The organism is Marinobacter sp. LV10R520-4 (genome assembly GCF_002563815.1).
GTDB lineage: Bacteria > Pseudomonadota > Gammaproteobacteria > Pseudomonadales > Oleiphilaceae > Marinobacter.
Window position 1 is genome coordinate 136,389 of the sequence record NZ_PDJM01000001.1, and the last position, 17,227, is coordinate 153,615.

Here is a 17,227-nt window from a genome sequence, read left to right on the forward strand (position 1 = left end):
CAGAATTGAATTAGTTTGAGCTTACGAATGCATCAGAGTGGAATTGATTCTCAGCAAGCCCGGCTGCCGTGAATTGTGCATGGGCATCATGGATCATCGTTTCTGAGCCGCAAGCGTAAACCACCGCGTTCTCCAGATTTAAACCATCGGCTAACACCACTTGTTGAACGTAACCGCTTTTTCCATCCCAGTCCGAAGAGCGAGACAGAACCGGTGTGTAATTGAGTTCCAGCTCAGGAAAATCTGGCAGCCAATAGAGATCCTGTCTTGTACGACCGCCCCAATACACGTGTATCTGACTGTAGGTATTAAGCTCGGGCTTTGCAGATAACTGCTCAAGAATGGCTTTTACTGGCGCAATTCCTGTCCCTGTTGCCAAAAGGATGAGTATTGATGCCTTGGTTTTGCGTAAACAGAAGGTACCCAGAGGGCCTTCCATGCGTAATAAATCGTTGTTCTTAGCTTCGTTAAACCAATAATGGCTCATTTGACCATTTTTAACTTTGCGAATCTGCAGCGTTATTTGGCCATCCTCCCGGGGGGCGTTGGCAATCGAGTAACTGCGGCGCAATCCATCGTTACCAATCATGTCGACGTACTGGCCAGACAAATATGCCAGGTTACTCTTGGGTGGTGTACGCAGAACCACCTCAACGACATCATCCGCAAGCTGCTGAATATTGTTTATTCTGCAGGGCAACGTTTTTACCTGGATTTGGCCCAGCTCGCCTAGGTCTTGAATGTCGAGCTGTAAATCGGTTGATGTGCTTCGGCAACACGTAAGAATAAAGCCCTTTGATTTCTCTTCCTCGGTGAGAGATTCCTCGGGCTTCATCGCCTCTGTCGTGCCTTGCGTAACTTTGGCCTTACAAACCCCACAGCGACCAGTACGGCAGCTGTGCTCCAGGGCAATGTTCTGACTGCGGGCAGCTTCCAGTATTGTTTGGCTCGACTCTGCTTCGAAACTGGTTTTGTTTGCGAGTGTTACCGTCTTAGACATCGTTTATCCTGATATTTTTGCCTTTTTAATTTGCTGTTCAATCCACGAGGGTAAATCTGATTGAGACATAGGGGTTCTGGTGCTTAGTTCATACGGATATTTTTGCTATACAAATCACGTGAAAGCACCGAAATTCACTCACGGGTGGCACAGGCTTGGTGGCGACAGAACTTACAAAGTCGACTGCATCGCTTACTAATCGTATCGTTTCGATGCCTGACGAAATTGGATCACAGTGAAGCGCGTTCGCTCGCTACTTACTTGATCTCTGAGTTTGGAAAATGACTTTCCAACGCTGGAAACGGCTTTTGGGTCGCAATCGGTGAGGATCCCTGGAAAGTATGTTTCCGACGTTGGAAAGTGACCAGATTCTGTTTCCAGAGCTGGAAACACGTCTTACCCGATAGTACCTGCGATTGCTTGGAAATAGCCTTTCCAACGATGGAAATCTAAAATTTTAACCATCTGATTATTAACGACTTTCCAAAACCGATAAGGGCACCTTATAACCTATCTATCTTTTATCCGAAAAGACACCGGAAAAAATAGATAAGCCTGCGGTTACTCAGGGATTCTGTCGACAATAAAGCCTTGACGCTACGCGTCGGCAAACACTTTTCGTTGTGCCCTGCCCTGCAGCCAGTTACGTTCATCGTCCGTTAAAGTGGCGTAGGCATCGGAGTTGATTATCTGCCAGCACACCAACTCGGTACTGACTTCGTACGCTGAAGACAGCGTTGTAACGGCAACGTTCACGGAGGCTGCCATTCGCACTTCTTTTGCGGCCACGTTTCTGGGTAGCAGAAGTTCCGCTGCAAAAGCGCGAGCACGCTTTTCCAAGCGCTCGGGGCTATTGCCGTTTAGTACCTCTGCAACCGGCAGAGCACCATCGCGATCCAGTAGCAGATGACAAATTTCATGGGCGAGGGTTGTATTTTCACCATGCACGTGAGCTGACGTGCTTTGTTGCGCCTTATTTACGAATATCGCGGGGCCATGGCGCGGCCCCCAACACGCAAACGCATCAAGTATGGAATCCGGCATATCAAAGTCATCAACCGGGATCTTCCATTGTTCAAGAAAGACTGACGGCTTTACACCTTCCGAATCAGACTTCCCTAATTTGCGGCGTAACCAAATGGCGACCCGGTAACCCTGATCATAGGGCTTGCCGATGTCCTTAAAGTCTTCAAGAAGACTACGAGAAAGTGAATCTAGCTCTGGTGTTGCTATTTTCGCTGCATCGCGAATCAACTCAAAGACCTGTAATTGCTGATCGGCTAGAAGTACGCCACTGGTCATGCGTGCTGCGGCCATCAGCTCGCCGTCCGCCAGCGGAGACTCTGGATCGTACTCCCAATACTCAGGGTCGTTCTCAGGGTTTAGCTGCGCCAAACTTGCCGTGTTTAACCCGGTTAACAGCGGCACCGCTTGCGCGATTAAGCATGTCTCTCGATCGCACCACTGCTCAGCAGCCAACTTGCCCCTACTCACATCTTTTGTGTTTGCAACTTCCGCCAAATAGTTTCCAATGTCTTCAAGGTCACTTACTGCCCGCTGTAGGTTTAAGCGCACATGGCTACTGTGTTCGGCGCTAAAAACTTCCATCAAGGCGCCTTGGCGCATTAAATACGTAGCAGGGAAAAAAATTCCTTTAAACGCACAGGCCAGATCGTGCCGATCTAGAAAGCGAAAAGCCTGCTCTTCTTCATCTTCCATTCGTTCCTCGGCCATGTTTTCCCAGCGTTTCTCCAAATCTCTCATCAACGTGGAAATACCCATCGCCGACACCTGAAATGGGAAGTTTTGCTCCAGCAACAGATAGGCCCAATTTTTCGCAAGCCATTCCAGCAGATCGACCCATGTCCAGCTAATAGGACAGCCGTCTTTTTCTGCCATAACCAACAGGCCGCCAACAAGAAATCTGCCTTCACCCCAAACGAGGCCAGCTTTTTCCTGCCGATCAATGAGCGTCAGCTCTAGCAAGAAGCCTTCGCTAGAGCCTAACCGTACTGTTTTAGCCATTGCTCGAACTCTTTAGAGTGTCCGGATTTTTCTGCCATTTTTTTGAGTTTCCTTACTATCCTGCTCGATAGTGGTCTACGCCCTCTCAAATTACCCCGCCAAGGGTAGCCATGCCATGAGACACCCGGCATTGTGGGCACAGCCTCATAAATCACACCCTGATGTACAGAGTAGATTTTTGACGGTAACTGGTCTTCTAACCCACTGTAGTATGGCACACCTTGGTTGAGAATTTCAGTAGCCAACGTCTCTGTGATACTACTCGGGCACTTGCCTACTGATCCATTATCACTGGGTTCGAAACCTGCGTAATCATTATTCCAACGATGCTTGTATCGCCCTTCACCACGTTCATATAGCCAATCTGTGTTTTGCTTAACATCCGTCATTGTTCTTTCACTGACGATCCATGCGTTGCCGGTTCTGTCTGAACGGCTCCATTTCGCACAAAAGCCATTATGAACACGACAAATACTCCGAGCATGCCGCCCAGCATGGTGGCTATCACCGCAATCAATGCCCTTTTAGGCCCACTTTTTTCCTGAGGCACCACCGCAGGGTCTACGGTTTTAAATATGTATTCCGATTGGGCATTAGCCAACATTACCGTGCGGGTTTCGCTTTCTATCAGCTGGTAGAAAACCTGCTGCATGCCGGCGATGTTGGTTTCCCTGAGTTTTTGTTCCAGGAAAGCAATGCGGGCTTCAGCTTCTTGCACGTCTTGCGCGCGCATGTGTTCGTTAATGTCGTGTACCAGTTTTTCAGCCCACGCTTTGGCCACTGGAGGGGCCTGGCTTTTAATATTCAGGGTGACCATACCAATATCTTCATTGGTGGACAGGCTCAGGTGGCTTTCTTTGAACTGTTTCACCATGTCCCAGTCTGTTGGCTCCAGGCTTTCGCCTTTGTCATCGGTGAGCCATTCACCGGCCTCGGGGTTGTAGACTTCCCGATTAATCACCCACTGTTCATTTTCCATATCCCAGCCTTTAGTGGCCATAAGGGGGATGATGAGGTTGTGACGGTGAATGAAGTCGGTCAGAAACGCGCGGGATTGCAGAACTGCCTTGGCTATAACCGTCTGGTTCGAGCCGCCACCGCCGAGACTGATGCCGGCCAAGCTAGCCATGCCACCGAGCTGGCCGCTGATGCCAGCACCGCCTTCGTCCTGAGCCGGCGCCAAGAGCACGCTGGACTGGTAGATATTGGGTTGACTAAGTGCGTAAAACACGCCAGCGGCAGCGAAAACGAAGGTAACGAAGATAATGATCCACTTGCCGCGCCAGAGTGTGGCGAAGAGTTCGCGGAGGTCTATTTCATCGTCTGGGTAATAGGGTTGCTCCATTACCTGCTGTTTGGGCGCTTCCTGGTTAATCATTACAGATTCCCCACTGCCGCAGCACCCAGTGCCATCTGGTATACAATCTGACTTACGTTGGTCCAAAGTTCCAGCTGGTTCAGGCGGTCCACATCAATCGGCATGATGACGGTGTCACCGGGCTGTAATTGCTGGCTGCGGTTACCAAACCAGGCACTTTTTTCTGGCAGCATGACCGAGCCGTCGGCTTTGACAACGTAGACGCGGTTTTCATCAGCTTGGCGGGTGGGGCCGCCGGAGCGATCCAGGTAATCATCCACCGTCAGCCCTGCTGTGTGCAGGTGGCTGGTTGGGAATTGCACTTCGCCGAATACGCTGACGGCCTGGGGAATGATGGGTACGGTCAGGGTGTCGCCGTCTTGTAGGCGAATAGACTGGTAGTCGCTGTTGTTCAATACGGCTTGTAGGTCGATAACCATGCGGCCAACAGGGCGGCTGCTTTGTACATCGTCAAGAAGGCCTTTTACTTGGTCTACGCGCTGGGCGTTCTGGCCACCGAAGTTGTCGCCTTCCAGTTGCACCCCCAGCAAGTCTCCTTGCAGGCGTTTCTCCGCTTCAAGCAGCCGCTGCGCTTCCAGTACTCGCAGTTTTTCACGAGTGAACACGACTCCGCGGGGAAAAGCGTTGCTGGTAAGACCGCCGGCGCGCTGGAGCACATCAACCAAGGTTTCGCCGTCGCTGAAGGTGTATTCGCCCGGATACACCACTTCGCCTTGCACGGTGATTGTGCGGGTGGCGCCAAATAGCGGGATGGATTTGACCATCAAACGGTCACGGCTTTGAAGAGTCACATCAACTTGGTCATTAAGCGCATTGGCTAGATCGATGTTTTGCAGGCGGGTTTGCTCTACGCCATTGCCATCGAGGTTACGGCGTGCCAGCTCCGCTTCCAACATTAGCGCAGAGTCGTTTAAACCACCTGCCATTACGATGGCGTCCTTCACTTTGCCCGTGGCAGGTAACGGGTATTCACCGGGGTAGCGCACCGGGCCACTGATGGTCATGGTTTGCTGGGGGGCCTGCGGGGTCGCCTGGGTTTTCAGGCGCTTTACGACGGGTTCGAACAGTGCATTACGGCTGAAGCTCTGAGCATTCGCTGAGCTGTTTTGCCCGACATCGGCTTTGCCATTATCGGCAAACACAAGCACCTGATCCTTTTCCTGCAGAACTAAGTCAGCATCGCTGCCAGGGCGGTTTACCGCATCTTTCAGTTCCAGGCTGAGCACCGAAATCTGCCGGGTCTCTGGGTTTGTTCTTACAATCGCGGCGAAGTTGGTATCCGCCATTGGCAGCAAATCCACATCTAGCTTACGGATTACCGAACTCACACGCATACCCGGTACCCAGGCAAACTTGCCGGCGCGTGTGGCGGCGCCGGTGATTTCAACGTACTGGCCGGTTACGTCAGCAATGGATGCAATGGTCACCCGGTCACCGGCTTTTACGCGGGCTTGTTTGCCTGCGGCATTGGTCAGGTCGGCTTCGGCGATTATCCGTAAGAATTCCTGGTTGGTGCGTTCTATACGGGTTATTTGTGGGTAGGCCTGGGCGGTCATGCCGCCGGCGAGGTTCACCAGTTCTTGCAAGCTGGTGGCGCCGTCAATTTCATACAGCGCCGGGCGGTAGACTTCGCCGTCTATACCCACGCGCGGGCCCACGGCCGGGATGAAAATGGCGTCGCCGGCTTGCAGGCGGGCATCGCCGCTGGTGTCGCCTTTCAGCAGCAGGTCATACAGGTCCAGGGTGTGGACCACTTTGCCATTGCGTTTTAGCTGAATGTTGCGCAGGGAGCCGGTGTGGCGAATGCCGCCGGACACGTACAGGGCGTTGGTAATGGTCGACAGCGAGCTGACGCTGTAGGAACCCGGCGTGCGGGTTTCACCCAGCACAAACACGCGCATGCTGCGCAGCTCGCCCAGCGATACGGCGGCTTTTACGCCGATGTACTGTTCAGACACAAGCTTGGTAATTTCGTCACGAGCCTGCTGAAAGCTCAGCCCGGCCACGTTAACGGGGCCGCGTTTGGGCATATCGATGGTGCCATCGCGGGAAACGGTGAGCGAAAACTGCTGGTTTTCGTTACCCCACAGTTGAATTCTGATTTGGTCACCAGGCCCTAATGTGTAATTCATGGGTACGGGTACTTCGGTAACCGGGGCAAAGGTGCTGGGCTTGCCTTCAAACAGTTCATAACCAAACGGTTGCAGGCCGTTGTTCTTTTTGGCGAACGCCTGCTCTTCTTCGGTTAGTTTGTTGTCGTTTTCGCTTTGGTTTTCAGCACTGCCATTTTCTAGCGGCTCAACCACGGATGTCGGTTGGCGAGCGGCTGAGCCATTCGAGCTCGAGCTCGAGCTGCCCTGAAGCTGATCAAGATTCACCCCATACTGCCGCGCCAGCGCTTCTTGCTGGGCTTGTGGCAAGGATTTGAATTGCTGGATTTGCGCGGGCGATATGGATTGCGCAGAAACACACAGTGGCATCATTAACGATGCTAAAGATAAAGAGAGCAGGAGGCGTTTTAAGTTCACAACGGGTATCCGGTAAAGGTTTTAGAAACGGTAGCGCCAGCTTGCGCCGATAGACCACTGGCCGCTTTCGTTATCGGCGGGGTTAACCAATTCGAGCTTTTTGTCGGCAAACTGGGCACTTAGGTCCAGCCAGCCATTGAGCAATTCGGTGCCATAGCCGACTTTTGCGATGACTTGCTTGGCGTTTTCAGCGGGGACCATTAGTTTGATGTCTTTCTCAACGTCGAGCGGGTCTCGGCTTTCTCCATCTTTGTTGAATTCAACAAAGCTCAGGCTGGCTGACAGGTTGCGGCCGTCGTCGAAGAAGTGAAAACCGCCGAGGGTAACGGCTTCGGCGTCGCCACTGAAGCTGGCGCCCATGGTGCGGCCGTAGTAACGGTAGCCGCTTTTATAGCGAGAGTGGTCGTAGGTGATGTTGGGCATGGCGTCGCCCAGGAAGTCGTCGGCCAGGGTGTTGGCGTATTCCACAAACCATTGCTGGTCGCCGTTGAATAGTTGGCTGGTCCAATCACTGCCTAACAGCCAGGATTTGCGCGCGGGAAAGGCGCCGGCTTCGTCTTCGCCCATCATCTGGGCGTACAGGCCCATGGACTGGTTGCCAATGGCAAAGCCGTAGCGGGCGTCTATGCCGGCAAGCTGGTTGCCGGGGTCGTCTTCTTCAAGCTGGCCGTTGTCTCTGCCGATCAGCGCGTTCCAGATGGTAGAAGCGCCTTCCGGGCGCCCTTCCCCGCCCAACATGATGGCACGAGAAAAACCAATGTCCAGGCCGTCTAACGGGCGCAGGTTCAGGCGCATGCCGATCAGCTTGGCTTCGGGTATCTCGCGTTCTTTTTCATACTGGCCGGCTAACAGGGTGAGCTGCCAGGGGCCAATCCAGCTGAGCCAGGAGGTTTCAGGCGCGGAGGGGTCTCTACGGTTCAGCCACAATGACGGCATGGGGCGTGCGTTGTTGGAGAAGATCAGGCTGGATTGCCAGCCCGGGCCCCACCAACGGTCAATAGCGCCTGCACCGAATACCCAGTTGCTGGCGGTGGCGGCCAGGTAGGAGCCGTCAAAGCGGAGGTTTTCGTCGTCATCCGGGTTTAGGGCGTAAGTAGGGCTCAGGCCCAGCGCGAATCGCTCCCCTTGCCATTGCACGTTCAAGTTGGCCGAGCCTTGCGCCAGGGGGCCCCGTTCAAAGCCTTGCACCATGGCGACTTCATTGGTGGCAGAAAGCTGAAATTGGGACCGAATTCCGGTAGAGGCCTGCTGTTCCTGTTCAAATTCGAGGTAAGCGCGGGCCATGCCGGTTGCCTGGGAGCCTTTACTGGCAGAGTCTGCCAGGGCGCTGTCTACTGACGCCCACATGATGGGCCAGCTGGTTACCGGGCGATTGAATTGCCCTTGGTCGGCCAGTTTTTGTATTGCGAAACGGGCTCGGGCGTCGCCGGGCTCTATCCAGGGCGCCGCCGCTGCAGAAATCGTGTTCAGGCACGCTACCGCCCCACATACCAAAGCTAAGTGTTTTAGGGTCATGGACATCTTGTTTTTTAAGTGCAGGGGTAAAGCAAGGAGAAAGAAGCCCGGCTATTCCTGTCAGATTTTGGCGCAGTGCGCCGATTTGATGAGCATGATACGCGTCAGAAATTTTTAGACAACCGACAAAAGGTATTAGTAAGCTAGGAATTGAAAGGAATTTTGTAACCTGTTGTAACAGGTTACATTTGCATCTGTGTGTTAATCGCAGGCATGTAGGTAACTAAATCATATTCTCATAAAAAAACCGACTCTGGCGGTCGGCTTTTTTGTGTATCAATCGCACTTATATTTAGGCTTTGTTCATTGCCGCCAGTACGTCTTCCAGTTCCCCACTTCGCCGATTGTGAAATAGCGTTTGCCGGGGATGACGGGCAGCTCGTTGTTGTTGCTGGGTTCTAGCATATTTATTGCTCAGCTCCAATCTAGCTATAAGCAGGGACAGACTTGAAGTCTGTCCCTAATCTCCAAGCGGAGACGCAAGCGGGGACAGACTTGAAGCCTGTCCCCTATCTCCAAGCTCCAGGCGAGGACGGACTTGAAGTCTGTCCCCGTTCTAGTAAGCGCCAATAAATCAGCACCGGACAGGATAGTTGACGCCGAACAACAAGGGCGGCCACCAGGGCTGCCCTTTTTTGTACGTAAAGCAGGGAGATTATAAAAGCGGAGATCAGTGCTTATCTTCAATACGCAATTGGGTAATCTCGTCTAACGCCAAGCCCGTCGCTGCAGCTATTTGCTCGTCATTGAGCACACCGAACGACATCAGGTGACGAACCGTTTCGCGCTTTTCTTTCAGAGCACGCAGCTCGGCTTCCTGACGCCCTTTTTCGATACCCAATTGCTCGCCTTCCTGGCGCCCTTTTTCAATACCCAAACGCTCAATCGTGTTGACATAAGGCATGTGTTTTTCCTCCTGTATGACGTAAACCGCCTGTGCAAATTCGGGGGCCAGATTTTTTGGTAACTGGATCATCCAATCAATAATGTTAAACAGTCGTAAAATCTGTTCTCGACTATAGCCCCGTTCATACAGCAGTCGTATCAGGGCCACGACAAACCAGATGAAAGCGCGGCACTAGCGTGTTGGCTAGGCGGTGACATAACGCCGAATTATGCGCAGTAGGAGGGAACATAGAAGAAAAGAAAAAGAAGGGAGTGCCTGTCCATGTGACGTCAGATTTCCCACGCTCAGTTAATAAGCGTTCACGCAAACAGCCAAACAAACATTCCAGCGGCTTGCATTCTTTTTATTTCATTCGAATTACAGTGCAAATGCGGGTTTCTCCATGCGTCCGTCTGTTCATCAGGGCAATGTCGCAATAGATCTTTCCCAACAGCTTCATTATTACTTTGATTCATCGACGCCTTAAGGTCTTCACTTTCTTTGTCATCTACGCCGAGCAGAAACACCCGATCTTTGCAATCTTGCTCTTTCAACAGTTCATCAAATTTACTTCTACGTTTTGCGAACACATTGTCAAAATCCATAAGTAATAGGGCATGCATTTCAGGCCTCGCATTGAGCAACCTCAGGTTGCTCTCCAGCTCAGCAAACACCTTGCCCCATCCTCCGCACGGCGGCCTGGAGTCGATCACAGTATCATTAACGTTGGGTAATGTTTTAATTCCGTTGACGATGCCTCGATAAGGCTGATCTTCTAGGTAGATAACCAAATGATTCTTATAGAGATTGACTGCCATTAGTCGAGTTCTCCGTTCTCGTAGGCATCTATAAAAGTGGCGCTCAGGTATTGTTTTCCCGCTACAGGCTCCAGCCTGGAAGGGGCCAGATGAGACTGCCTGGTTACAAGATAAGTATTGTGCTCGGAGTATTCGTTGATGGTTCTGGGGTTATGGCTAGACATAACCATCTGCGATTCTACCAGGCTATTTTCAAACGCTTTTCGGCAAGCGACAATGAAGTGGCTTAACTCTGGTAAAGAGACATAATTATCTGGTTCATCCCACAGGCAAAGTACAGATTCTTCATTGGTAATGGCGGCCAAAACCGTTGCAGTTAGAAAGTATATTTTTTCGCCATCAGAAAGCTGATCAAAATTTAGCTCTAAACTGTTTGCGACTTCATCGCGGAATTTAAAAACCAGCTCTTTTTCGTTTTTGCCGGTACTCTCAAATTTGAAGCTTGCAAAGTCCGGCATACGCAATGCCATGAAATCTACAATTTTCATGTACAGTGCAGGATAAACCGCAAGTTGATGGCGCACCCAGTCGAGAGTATTGGCAGCTCTGCGCTCCAGGTAGGGAGTTTCTTGTTTGCTGGCTTTGTTAAAGCAACTAGGCACTGGCGCTAATACGACAATTTTCGCGAGCCACTCTCGAAAGCGAGCAATGGGTGCGTCATCATTGCGTGTTGAAATTAATGGTAGGCCAACGTGGTGCCAATCCAAGGTGAACTCGGCGTTTTTGCCCAGCTGTACTTTACCACCTTCCCGAAAAACATTTGTTTTACCGTTTACTTTCAGCGATTCCTTTTTTATCCGCGGTTGGCTAAAGTTTTCAGGGAGCTCTATCTCTAAAACGTACTCATAAATTTGTTTTGCAATAGTCGCGTTTATTTCCAAATGAATGGCTTTATGAGTTTCACCAAAGGCGAAATCGCTTTCAGTGATTAGATCTTTCAGCTGTGTAACGCCCCGCCCAATTTTTTGAAATACTTCTACGGCATCAAAAAAACTGGATTTGCCGGCACCGTTTCTACCCAAGATTAAGGCAGAGTGCTGATCTTTGAGATTGAATTCAAAGTTCTGAAGGCATCGATATTGATGAATATAGAGTTTGTTCAGCATGAGCTGCCTTCCATAACCGATGTGAATTGTTTGGGCAAGTAACCAAACGCTGTTGCTATTGAGGGGGACACCTGCGGTGTCCGCGCTATTCATCCCCGGCCTAAAGGCCGAGGTTTTCCGCGCATTCCGATAAAATGAGAGCAACAATTTTACGCTGATAGCGCAATGTTACAAGCCATAGCGCTTGGCGGAGGGTCTGATTGACGGGGAATATTGCAGAAATTTGTAATCTATTGTGAAGTAGCTGACTTCATCAACTACATAACAGCCAACACCTCTTCCAGCTCTCGAATCATTTGCCGTATTAACTGTTTGTACTGGGAGATATCGTCTTTCGCTTCTACACTGGACAGCTGCTGTTTAGCGCCGCCGATGGTGTAGCCCTGGTCGTACAATAGGCTGCGAATCTGGCGGATGGTGATGACGTCGGCGCGCTGGTAGTAGCGGCGGTTACCGCGACGCTTGACCGGGGACAGGTGGGGGAATTCCTGTTCCCAGTAGCGCAGTACGTGGGCTTTTACGGCGCACAGTTCTGCTACTTCGCCGATGGTGAAATAGCGTTTGCCTGGGATGACGGGCAGTTCGTTGTTGTTGCTGGGTTCTAGCATGGTTGTTGCTCGGTTTTGACCTGGCTGTACCAGGGACAGACCTTAGGTCTGTCCCTAATCTCTCCCCAAAGCGGGGACGGACTTGAAGTCCGTCCCCAATTTCTTGCCCAAGCAGGGACAGACCTTAGGTCTGTCCCTTAATCTCTATTGCTGGGTTTCGACGTAGGCTTCTACTTTTGCTTTGAGTTTCTGGCCGGGGCGGAAGGTGACGACGCGGCGGGCGCAGATGGGGATTTCTTCGCCGGTTTTCGGGTTGCGGCCGGGGCGCTCTTTTTTGTCGCGCAGGTCGAAGTTGCCGAATCCTGACAATTTCACTTGCTCGTTGTGGCTGAGTGCGCCGCGAACTTCGTCGAAAAAGGCCTCTACCATTTCCTTGGCTTCACGTTTGTTCAGGCCAAGTTCGTCGTATAAGCGCTCGGCCATTTCCGCTTTTGTCAAAGCCGTCATCCGTTAACTCCTTAGTGTTGCCCCCAGTTCAGCTTTCAGGGCTTCTATTACGCCGTTGAACAGCCCGTGCACTTCGTCTTCGGTCAGTGTGCGCTGCGGGTGCTGCCAGAACAAGCTGAGTGCCAAGCTACGATTACCTTCGCTTTCACCTTTACCGAGGCTTTCGCCCTGGTATACATCGAACGCACGCAGTGCGTTTAGGTGCTCGCCGGCGTGGTGTGTTGCCACACGCTCGACGTCCGCAAATTTCACTTCGCTTCCGATAATAATAGCCAAATCTCGACGAACTTCTGGAAATTTTGAAACATCTTTGAAATTAGGCACATAACCGGTAACGATTGGGTTCAAGAATAGCTCAAAGACTATAACTGTGCCATTAAGTTCCAGATTTTTCTGTACCTGTGGATGCAGAGTGCCTAACCAGCCTACTGGCTGTCCGTCGCGCAGTAATTCGGCGGTCTGGCCCGGGTGCAGCGCGGGGTGCTTTCCGGTGCGGAACTCTACGGTAACGCCCAACAGGCGAAACAGACTTTCCAACTCCCCTTTTACATCAAAGAAGTCGGCGTTTCTGCGACCGTTTACCCAGTTTTCAGGATTGTGATTGCCGGTAACGACGCCTGCCAGCATGGGCTGCTGCAGAATGCGTTCGCCATCTTTCACAAACCGCAGGCCACTTTCAAACAGGCGAATGCGTGGTTGTTGTCGGTTCTGGTTGTGGGCCACGGTTTTCAGCAGACCGCTCCAGAGGGTGGTGCGCATGACTGACAGTTCTGCGGAGATCGGATTGGCCAGAGCAATACCTTCGTTCTGCGGATCTAACTGTTCCTGCACTTTCGGGTCGACGAAGCTATAGGTGATGGCTTCCTGATAACCGTTGGCAACAAAATAGTTGCGGATGGCGCTCAGCGGGCGGGTGTCTTCGGCTTTGGGGCGCAGGCCCAAGGAACCTGTGGGTTCGGTGACCGGCAGGTTGTTGTAGCCGTAGATGCGCCCTACTTCTTCGATCAGGTCTTCTTCGATGGTGATATCCGGGCGGAAGCTGGGCGCACTGACTTTCCAGCCGCTTCCCGATTTTTCTTCTATCGCCAGGCCCAGGCGGGTGAGAATTTCTTCCACTTTGCCGTTTGCGATGGCCAGGCCCAACACGTCGGCCAGGCGTTTTTCGCGCAATACGATGGAGACTGGCTTGGGCAGATGTTCGCTGCTGGTGACGTCGACAATTTCGCCGGGTTCGCCGCCAACAATGCTGACCAGCAGTTCGGTGGCCCGCTCCATGGCGTCACGGGCCAGGTTGTAGTCTACGCCGCGCTCGAAGCGGTGACTGGCATCTGTGTGCAAGCCGTAGTGGCGGGCTTTTCCGGCTAAGGTGATGGGGTCGAAATAGGCGGATTCCAGCACCAGATCACGAGTTTTTGGACTAACACCGGAGTGTTCGCCGCCCATTACGCCGGCAATGGCGATGGGTTTGCTGTGATCGGCTATTACCAGGGTTTGTTCCGTGAGTGTGACTTCCTGGCCGTCGAGCAGCACCAGCTTTTCTTCGGGCTTGGCCATGCGCACCACTATGCCACCGTCGATTTCGGCGCGGTCAAAGGCGTGCATGGGTTGGCCCAGTTCCAGCAGGATGTAGTTTGTTACGTCTACCGCAGCGTCTATAGAGCGAACGCCAGAGCGACGCAGCTTTTCTTGCATCCATAGCGGGCTTTTCGCAGAAAGATCGACGTTGCGCAGTATGCGACCCAGGTAGCGCGGGCAGCCGGCGGGGGCTTCTACGCGCACATCAGGCACGTCGCTGTGGGTGGCGGCTACCTTGTAAATTGCAGGCGCGTTCAGCGGCAAACTGTTGAGCACGCCCACTTCCCGGGCCAAGCCTTTGATAGAGAGGCAGTCAGCGCGGTTTGGGGTTAAATCTACATCGATCGCAATGTCGTTCAGCTGCAGGTAATCCGCAAAAGACGTGCCCACGGGGGCGTCAGCGGGTAACTCCAGAATCCCATCGTGGTCTTCAGACAGGCCCAGCTCGGCCCCGGAACACAGCATGCCGACAGAGGGTTGGCCACGGAGTTTGGCTTTTTTGATTTTGAAATCGCCGGGCAATACGGCGCCCAGTTCGGCAAAAGGTACTTTGATGCCGGCGCGCACGTTGGGGGCGCCGCAGACCACTTGCACCTGGGTGCTGCCGTTGCTGACCTGGCACACTCGCAGTTTGTCAGCATCCGGATGGGCTTCTACGCTGAGCACTTCGCCGACGACTATGCCGGTAAATTTGCCGGCGACGGGCTCGAAGCCGTCGACTTCCAGGCCGGCCATGGTGATTTGGTCCATCAGCTGCTGGGAGTCCAGAGCCGGGTTAACCCATTCGCGCAGCCACTGTTCACTGAATTTCATGGAGCTTTCCTTAAGTTATAGCGGGCCTTAATTTGTTACAGACCTTAATCTGTTGCGGTGTCGCCTGTTGACTGAAATGCCGTGCCGTTTTAAAGAGGTATTTAACGGAACTGGCGCAGAAAGCGCAGATCGTTCTCGAAGAACATGCGCAGGTCGTTGACGCCGTAGCGCAGCATGGCCAGGCGTTCTACGCCCATGCCAAAGGCAAAACCACGGTATTCTTCGGCGTCTATGCCGCAGTGCTCGAACACTTTGGGGTGTACCATGCCGCAGCCCATGACTTCCAGCCACTTGATAGTGCCATCGGCTTCGCGGCCCCATTCGATGTCTACTTCCGCCGAAGGTTCGGTAAACGGGAAGTAAGACGGGCGGAAACGTACTTTCAGATCGCGCTCGAAGAACACCCGCAAAAACTCTTCCACGGTGCTTTTCAGGTCGGCGAAGCTGACATTTTTCTCAATTAACAGCCCTTCCACCTGGTGAAACATGGGGGTGTGGGTCATGTCAGAATCACAGCGGTAGACGCGGCCAGGACAGATCATGCGAAACGGCGGCTTGCCAGCTTCCATGGTGCGAATCTGGACCGGTGAGGTGTGGGTGCGCAGCAGTGTGCCGGGATCAAAATAGAAAGTGTCGTGCATGGCACGGGCCGGATGGTGGCCGGGAATGTTGAGGGCTTCGAAGTTGTGGTAGTCGTCTTCGATTTCCGGGCCTTGTTCCACGCTGTAGCCGGCACTGGCAAAAAAGTCTTCAATGCGCTGCAGGGTACGGGTAACCGGGTGTAGGCCACCCAGTTCCTGGCCGCGGCCTGGCAGGGTGACGTCAATGGACTCGCTGGCCAGTTTGGCTTCAATGGCAATGCGTTCAAGATCGCTGCGGCGGGCGTTGATGGCCTGCTCTACCTGGCCTTTGGCGTCGTTGATTTTCTGGCCGGCAGCGGGACGTTCATCGCTAGAGAGTTTGCCCAGTGTTTTGGCCTGCTGGGTAATTACGCCTTTTTTGCCCAGGTATTCCACACGAATGTGATCAAGCGCCTGCAGGTTGTCGGCGCTTTCTACCGCCGCTAACCCGTCCTGAACCAGCTGCTTCAGGTTTTCCATTGACCCTGCTCCAAACCAGAAATGAAGATTTCACCTTTTAAAATAATAAACAGGTGAAATCTATAAAATATGAAGTTTATAAACAAACGAAATCCGCAAACAAAAATAGGGGAAGAGCGTGCCCTTCCCCTATTAAACGCTGCCTGGTTGTTATGCCTGGCAGCGGATCGATTCGTGATCGATGATAGAGCTAAGCGATCACAAGGATGCTTTGGCTTTCTCAACAACCGCAGCAAAGGTTTGCTGCTCGTTCATCGCCAGGTCGGCCAGAACTTTACGGTCGATTTCCACGTTGGCCTTTTTCAGGCCAGCGATCAAGCGGCTGTAAGACAAGCCATTGGCACGGGCACCGGCGTTAATACGCGCAATCCACAGTGCGCGGAAGGCGCGCTTGCGGTTACGACGGTCGCGGTACGCATACTGACCTGCTTTAATAACCGCTTGCTTGGCAACGCGGTACACACGACTACGGGCACCGTAGTAACCTTTAGCCTGCTTTAGAATCTTCTTGTGACGACGGCGTGCAACCACACCACGTTTAACACGAGCCATACTATAATCCTTCTACCTTAAAAACCGTTTTGGGGTGCGCTGTGCTCTAAACTCCGAGCATGCGCTTTACGGAAGACACATCAGCCTTGGAGATAAGCTTGGTTCCACGCAGCTGACGCTTACGCTTCGGGCTTTTCTTGGTCAGGATGTGACTGGTGAAGGACGACTTGTGCTTGAAGCCGGTGGCGGTTTTCTTAAACCGCTTGGCCGCTCCACTTTTCGTTTTCATTTTCGACATTTTTTAAAACTCCGCATTCTGTTTTTTTGATGCATCGTATGCAAACCTGAAACACAAATCCCCCGCCTTTGGCAGGGGATGAGCAACAACAGCAGGCCTACTTCTTTTTGCGGGGGGCGATAATCATGGTCATCTGGCGGCCTTCCATTTTCGGACGCATCTCGACAGTTGCCATTTCTTCCATGTCCACTTCTATGCGTTCCATGAGTTTCATACCAATTTCTTGGTGTGCCATCTCACGGCCACGGAAGCGAACAGTGATTTTGCCGCGGTCCCCGGCTTCAAGGAAACGTATCAGGTTGCGTAGTTTTACCTGATAATCCCCTTCTTCAGTTCCTGGACGGAACTTAAGCTCTTTGACTTGCGTCTGTTTCTGTTTTTTCTTGGCAACGGCCTTCGCTTTTTTCTCGTCGAAGATCTTCTTGCCATAGTCCATTATTTTACAGACGATCGGATCGGAATCTGTCACTTGCACCAGATCCAGGGTCGCCTCCTCTGCCATCCTGAGGGCTTCTGCGATTGAAACCACACCCACTTGCTCGCCTTCGGCGTCAATCAGACGGACTTCAGTTGCATCAATGTTCTCATTGATTGGCGCCTTTGGTGTACGCGCACCCCGATTCGCTCTCTGTTTAATA

At 52.4% G+C, this 17,227-nt stretch carries 15 protein-coding genes and 1 pseudogene; all 16 read right to left on the minus strand.

Going from position 1 to position 17,227, the window contains the following annotated elements; genetic code table 11:
- Positions 1-10 precede the first annotated feature (10 nt).
- Positions 11-1,000 carry an FAD-binding oxidoreductase gene (locus ATG98_RS00660; RefSeq protein ID WP_098421910.1) on the minus strand — a complete coding sequence of 330 codons (990 nt, stop codon included), beginning with the start codon at positions 998-1,000 and terminating at the stop codon, positions 11-13.
- A 597-nt stretch (positions 1,001-1,597) separates the two neighbouring features.
- Positions 1,598-3,025, minus strand: a complete 1,428-nt coding sequence (locus tag ATG98_RS00665; protein ID WP_098421911.1) for an ImmA/IrrE family metallo-endopeptidase — start codon at positions 3,023-3,025, stop codon at positions 1,598-1,600.
- 385 nt (positions 3,026-3,410) lie between these two features.
- The gene (locus tag ATG98_RS00675) at positions 3,411-4,403 is read right to left on the minus strand and encodes a Wzz/FepE/Etk N-terminal domain-containing protein (RefSeq protein ID WP_228705981.1); all 993 of its coding nucleotides are present in this window, start codon (positions 4,401-4,403) and stop codon (positions 3,411-3,413) included.
- The gene (locus ATG98_RS00680; protein ID WP_098421913.1) at positions 4,403-6,931 is read right to left on the minus strand and encodes an SLBB domain-containing protein; all 2,529 of its coding nucleotides are present in this window, start codon (positions 6,929-6,931) and stop codon (positions 4,403-4,405) included. The genes ATG98_RS00675 and ATG98_RS00680 overlap by 1 nt, the downstream gene beginning before the upstream one ends.
- Positions 6,932-6,952: 21 nt before the next feature.
- Positions 6,953-8,446 (minus strand): capsule assembly Wzi family protein, encoded by a 1,494-nt coding sequence (locus tag ATG98_RS00685; protein WP_098421914.1) that lies wholly within the window; start codon positions 8,444-8,446, stop codon positions 6,953-6,955.
- A gap of 327 nt (positions 8,447-8,773) precedes the next feature.
- Positions 8,774-8,851: pseudogene (locus tag ATG98_RS00690) on the minus strand (MerR family transcriptional regulator); the annotation flags it as partial.
- 265 nt (positions 8,852-9,116) lie between these two features.
- Positions 9,117-9,350, minus strand: coding sequence for a hypothetical protein (locus ATG98_RS22095; RefSeq protein ID WP_228705983.1), 234 nt, complete (start codon positions 9,348-9,350; stop codon positions 9,117-9,119).
- A gap of 302 nt (positions 9,351-9,652) precedes the next feature.
- Positions 9,653-10,150, minus strand: a complete 498-nt coding sequence (locus ATG98_RS00700; protein ID WP_098421915.1) for a hypothetical protein — start codon at positions 10,148-10,150, stop codon at positions 9,653-9,655.
- Positions 10,150-11,256 carry an AAA family ATPase gene (locus ATG98_RS00705; protein WP_179888001.1) on the minus strand — a complete coding sequence of 369 codons (1,107 nt, stop codon included), beginning with the start codon at positions 11,254-11,256 and terminating at the stop codon, positions 10,150-10,152. Before ATG98_RS00705 ends, ATG98_RS00700 begins: the two co-directional genes overlap by 1 nt.
- Before the next feature lie 257 nt (positions 11,257-11,513).
- Positions 11,514-11,864 carry a MerR family transcriptional regulator gene (locus ATG98_RS00710; RefSeq protein WP_098419049.1) on the minus strand — a complete coding sequence of 117 codons (351 nt, stop codon included), beginning with the start codon at positions 11,862-11,864 and terminating at the stop codon, positions 11,514-11,516.
- A 144-nt stretch (positions 11,865-12,008) separates the two neighbouring features.
- On the minus strand, positions 12,009-12,311 hold the full coding sequence (gene ihfA, locus ATG98_RS00715) for an integration host factor subunit alpha (RefSeq protein ID WP_098419050.1): 303 nt from the start codon (positions 12,309-12,311) through the stop codon (positions 12,009-12,011).
- 3 nt (positions 12,312-12,314) lie between these two features.
- Positions 12,315-14,699 (minus strand): phenylalanine--tRNA ligase subunit beta, encoded by a 2,385-nt coding sequence (pheT, locus tag ATG98_RS00720; RefSeq protein WP_098419051.1) that lies wholly within the window; start codon positions 14,697-14,699, stop codon positions 12,315-12,317.
- A gap of 101 nt (positions 14,700-14,800) precedes the next feature.
- A complete protein-coding gene (gene pheS, locus ATG98_RS00725) occupies positions 14,801-15,799 on the minus strand; it encodes a phenylalanine--tRNA ligase subunit alpha (protein ID WP_098421916.1) in 999 nt (332 codons plus the stop codon).
- 198 nt (positions 15,800-15,997) lie between these two features.
- The gene (gene rplT, locus ATG98_RS00730; protein WP_007351562.1) at positions 15,998-16,351 is read right to left on the minus strand and encodes a 50S ribosomal protein L20; all 354 of its coding nucleotides are present in this window, start codon (positions 16,349-16,351) and stop codon (positions 15,998-16,000) included.
- Positions 16,352-16,397: 46 nt separating this feature from the next.
- Positions 16,398-16,589 carry a 50S ribosomal protein L35 gene (gene rpmI, locus ATG98_RS00735; protein WP_098421917.1) on the minus strand — a complete coding sequence of 64 codons (192 nt, stop codon included), beginning with the start codon at positions 16,587-16,589 and terminating at the stop codon, positions 16,398-16,400.
- 97 nt (positions 16,590-16,686) lie between these two features.
- Positions 16,687-17,226 (minus strand): translation initiation factor IF-3, encoded by a 540-nt coding sequence (infC, locus tag ATG98_RS00740; RefSeq protein ID WP_081622897.1) that lies wholly within the window; start codon positions 17,224-17,226, stop codon positions 16,687-16,689.
- Between the last annotated feature and the right edge of the window lies 1 nt (position 17,227).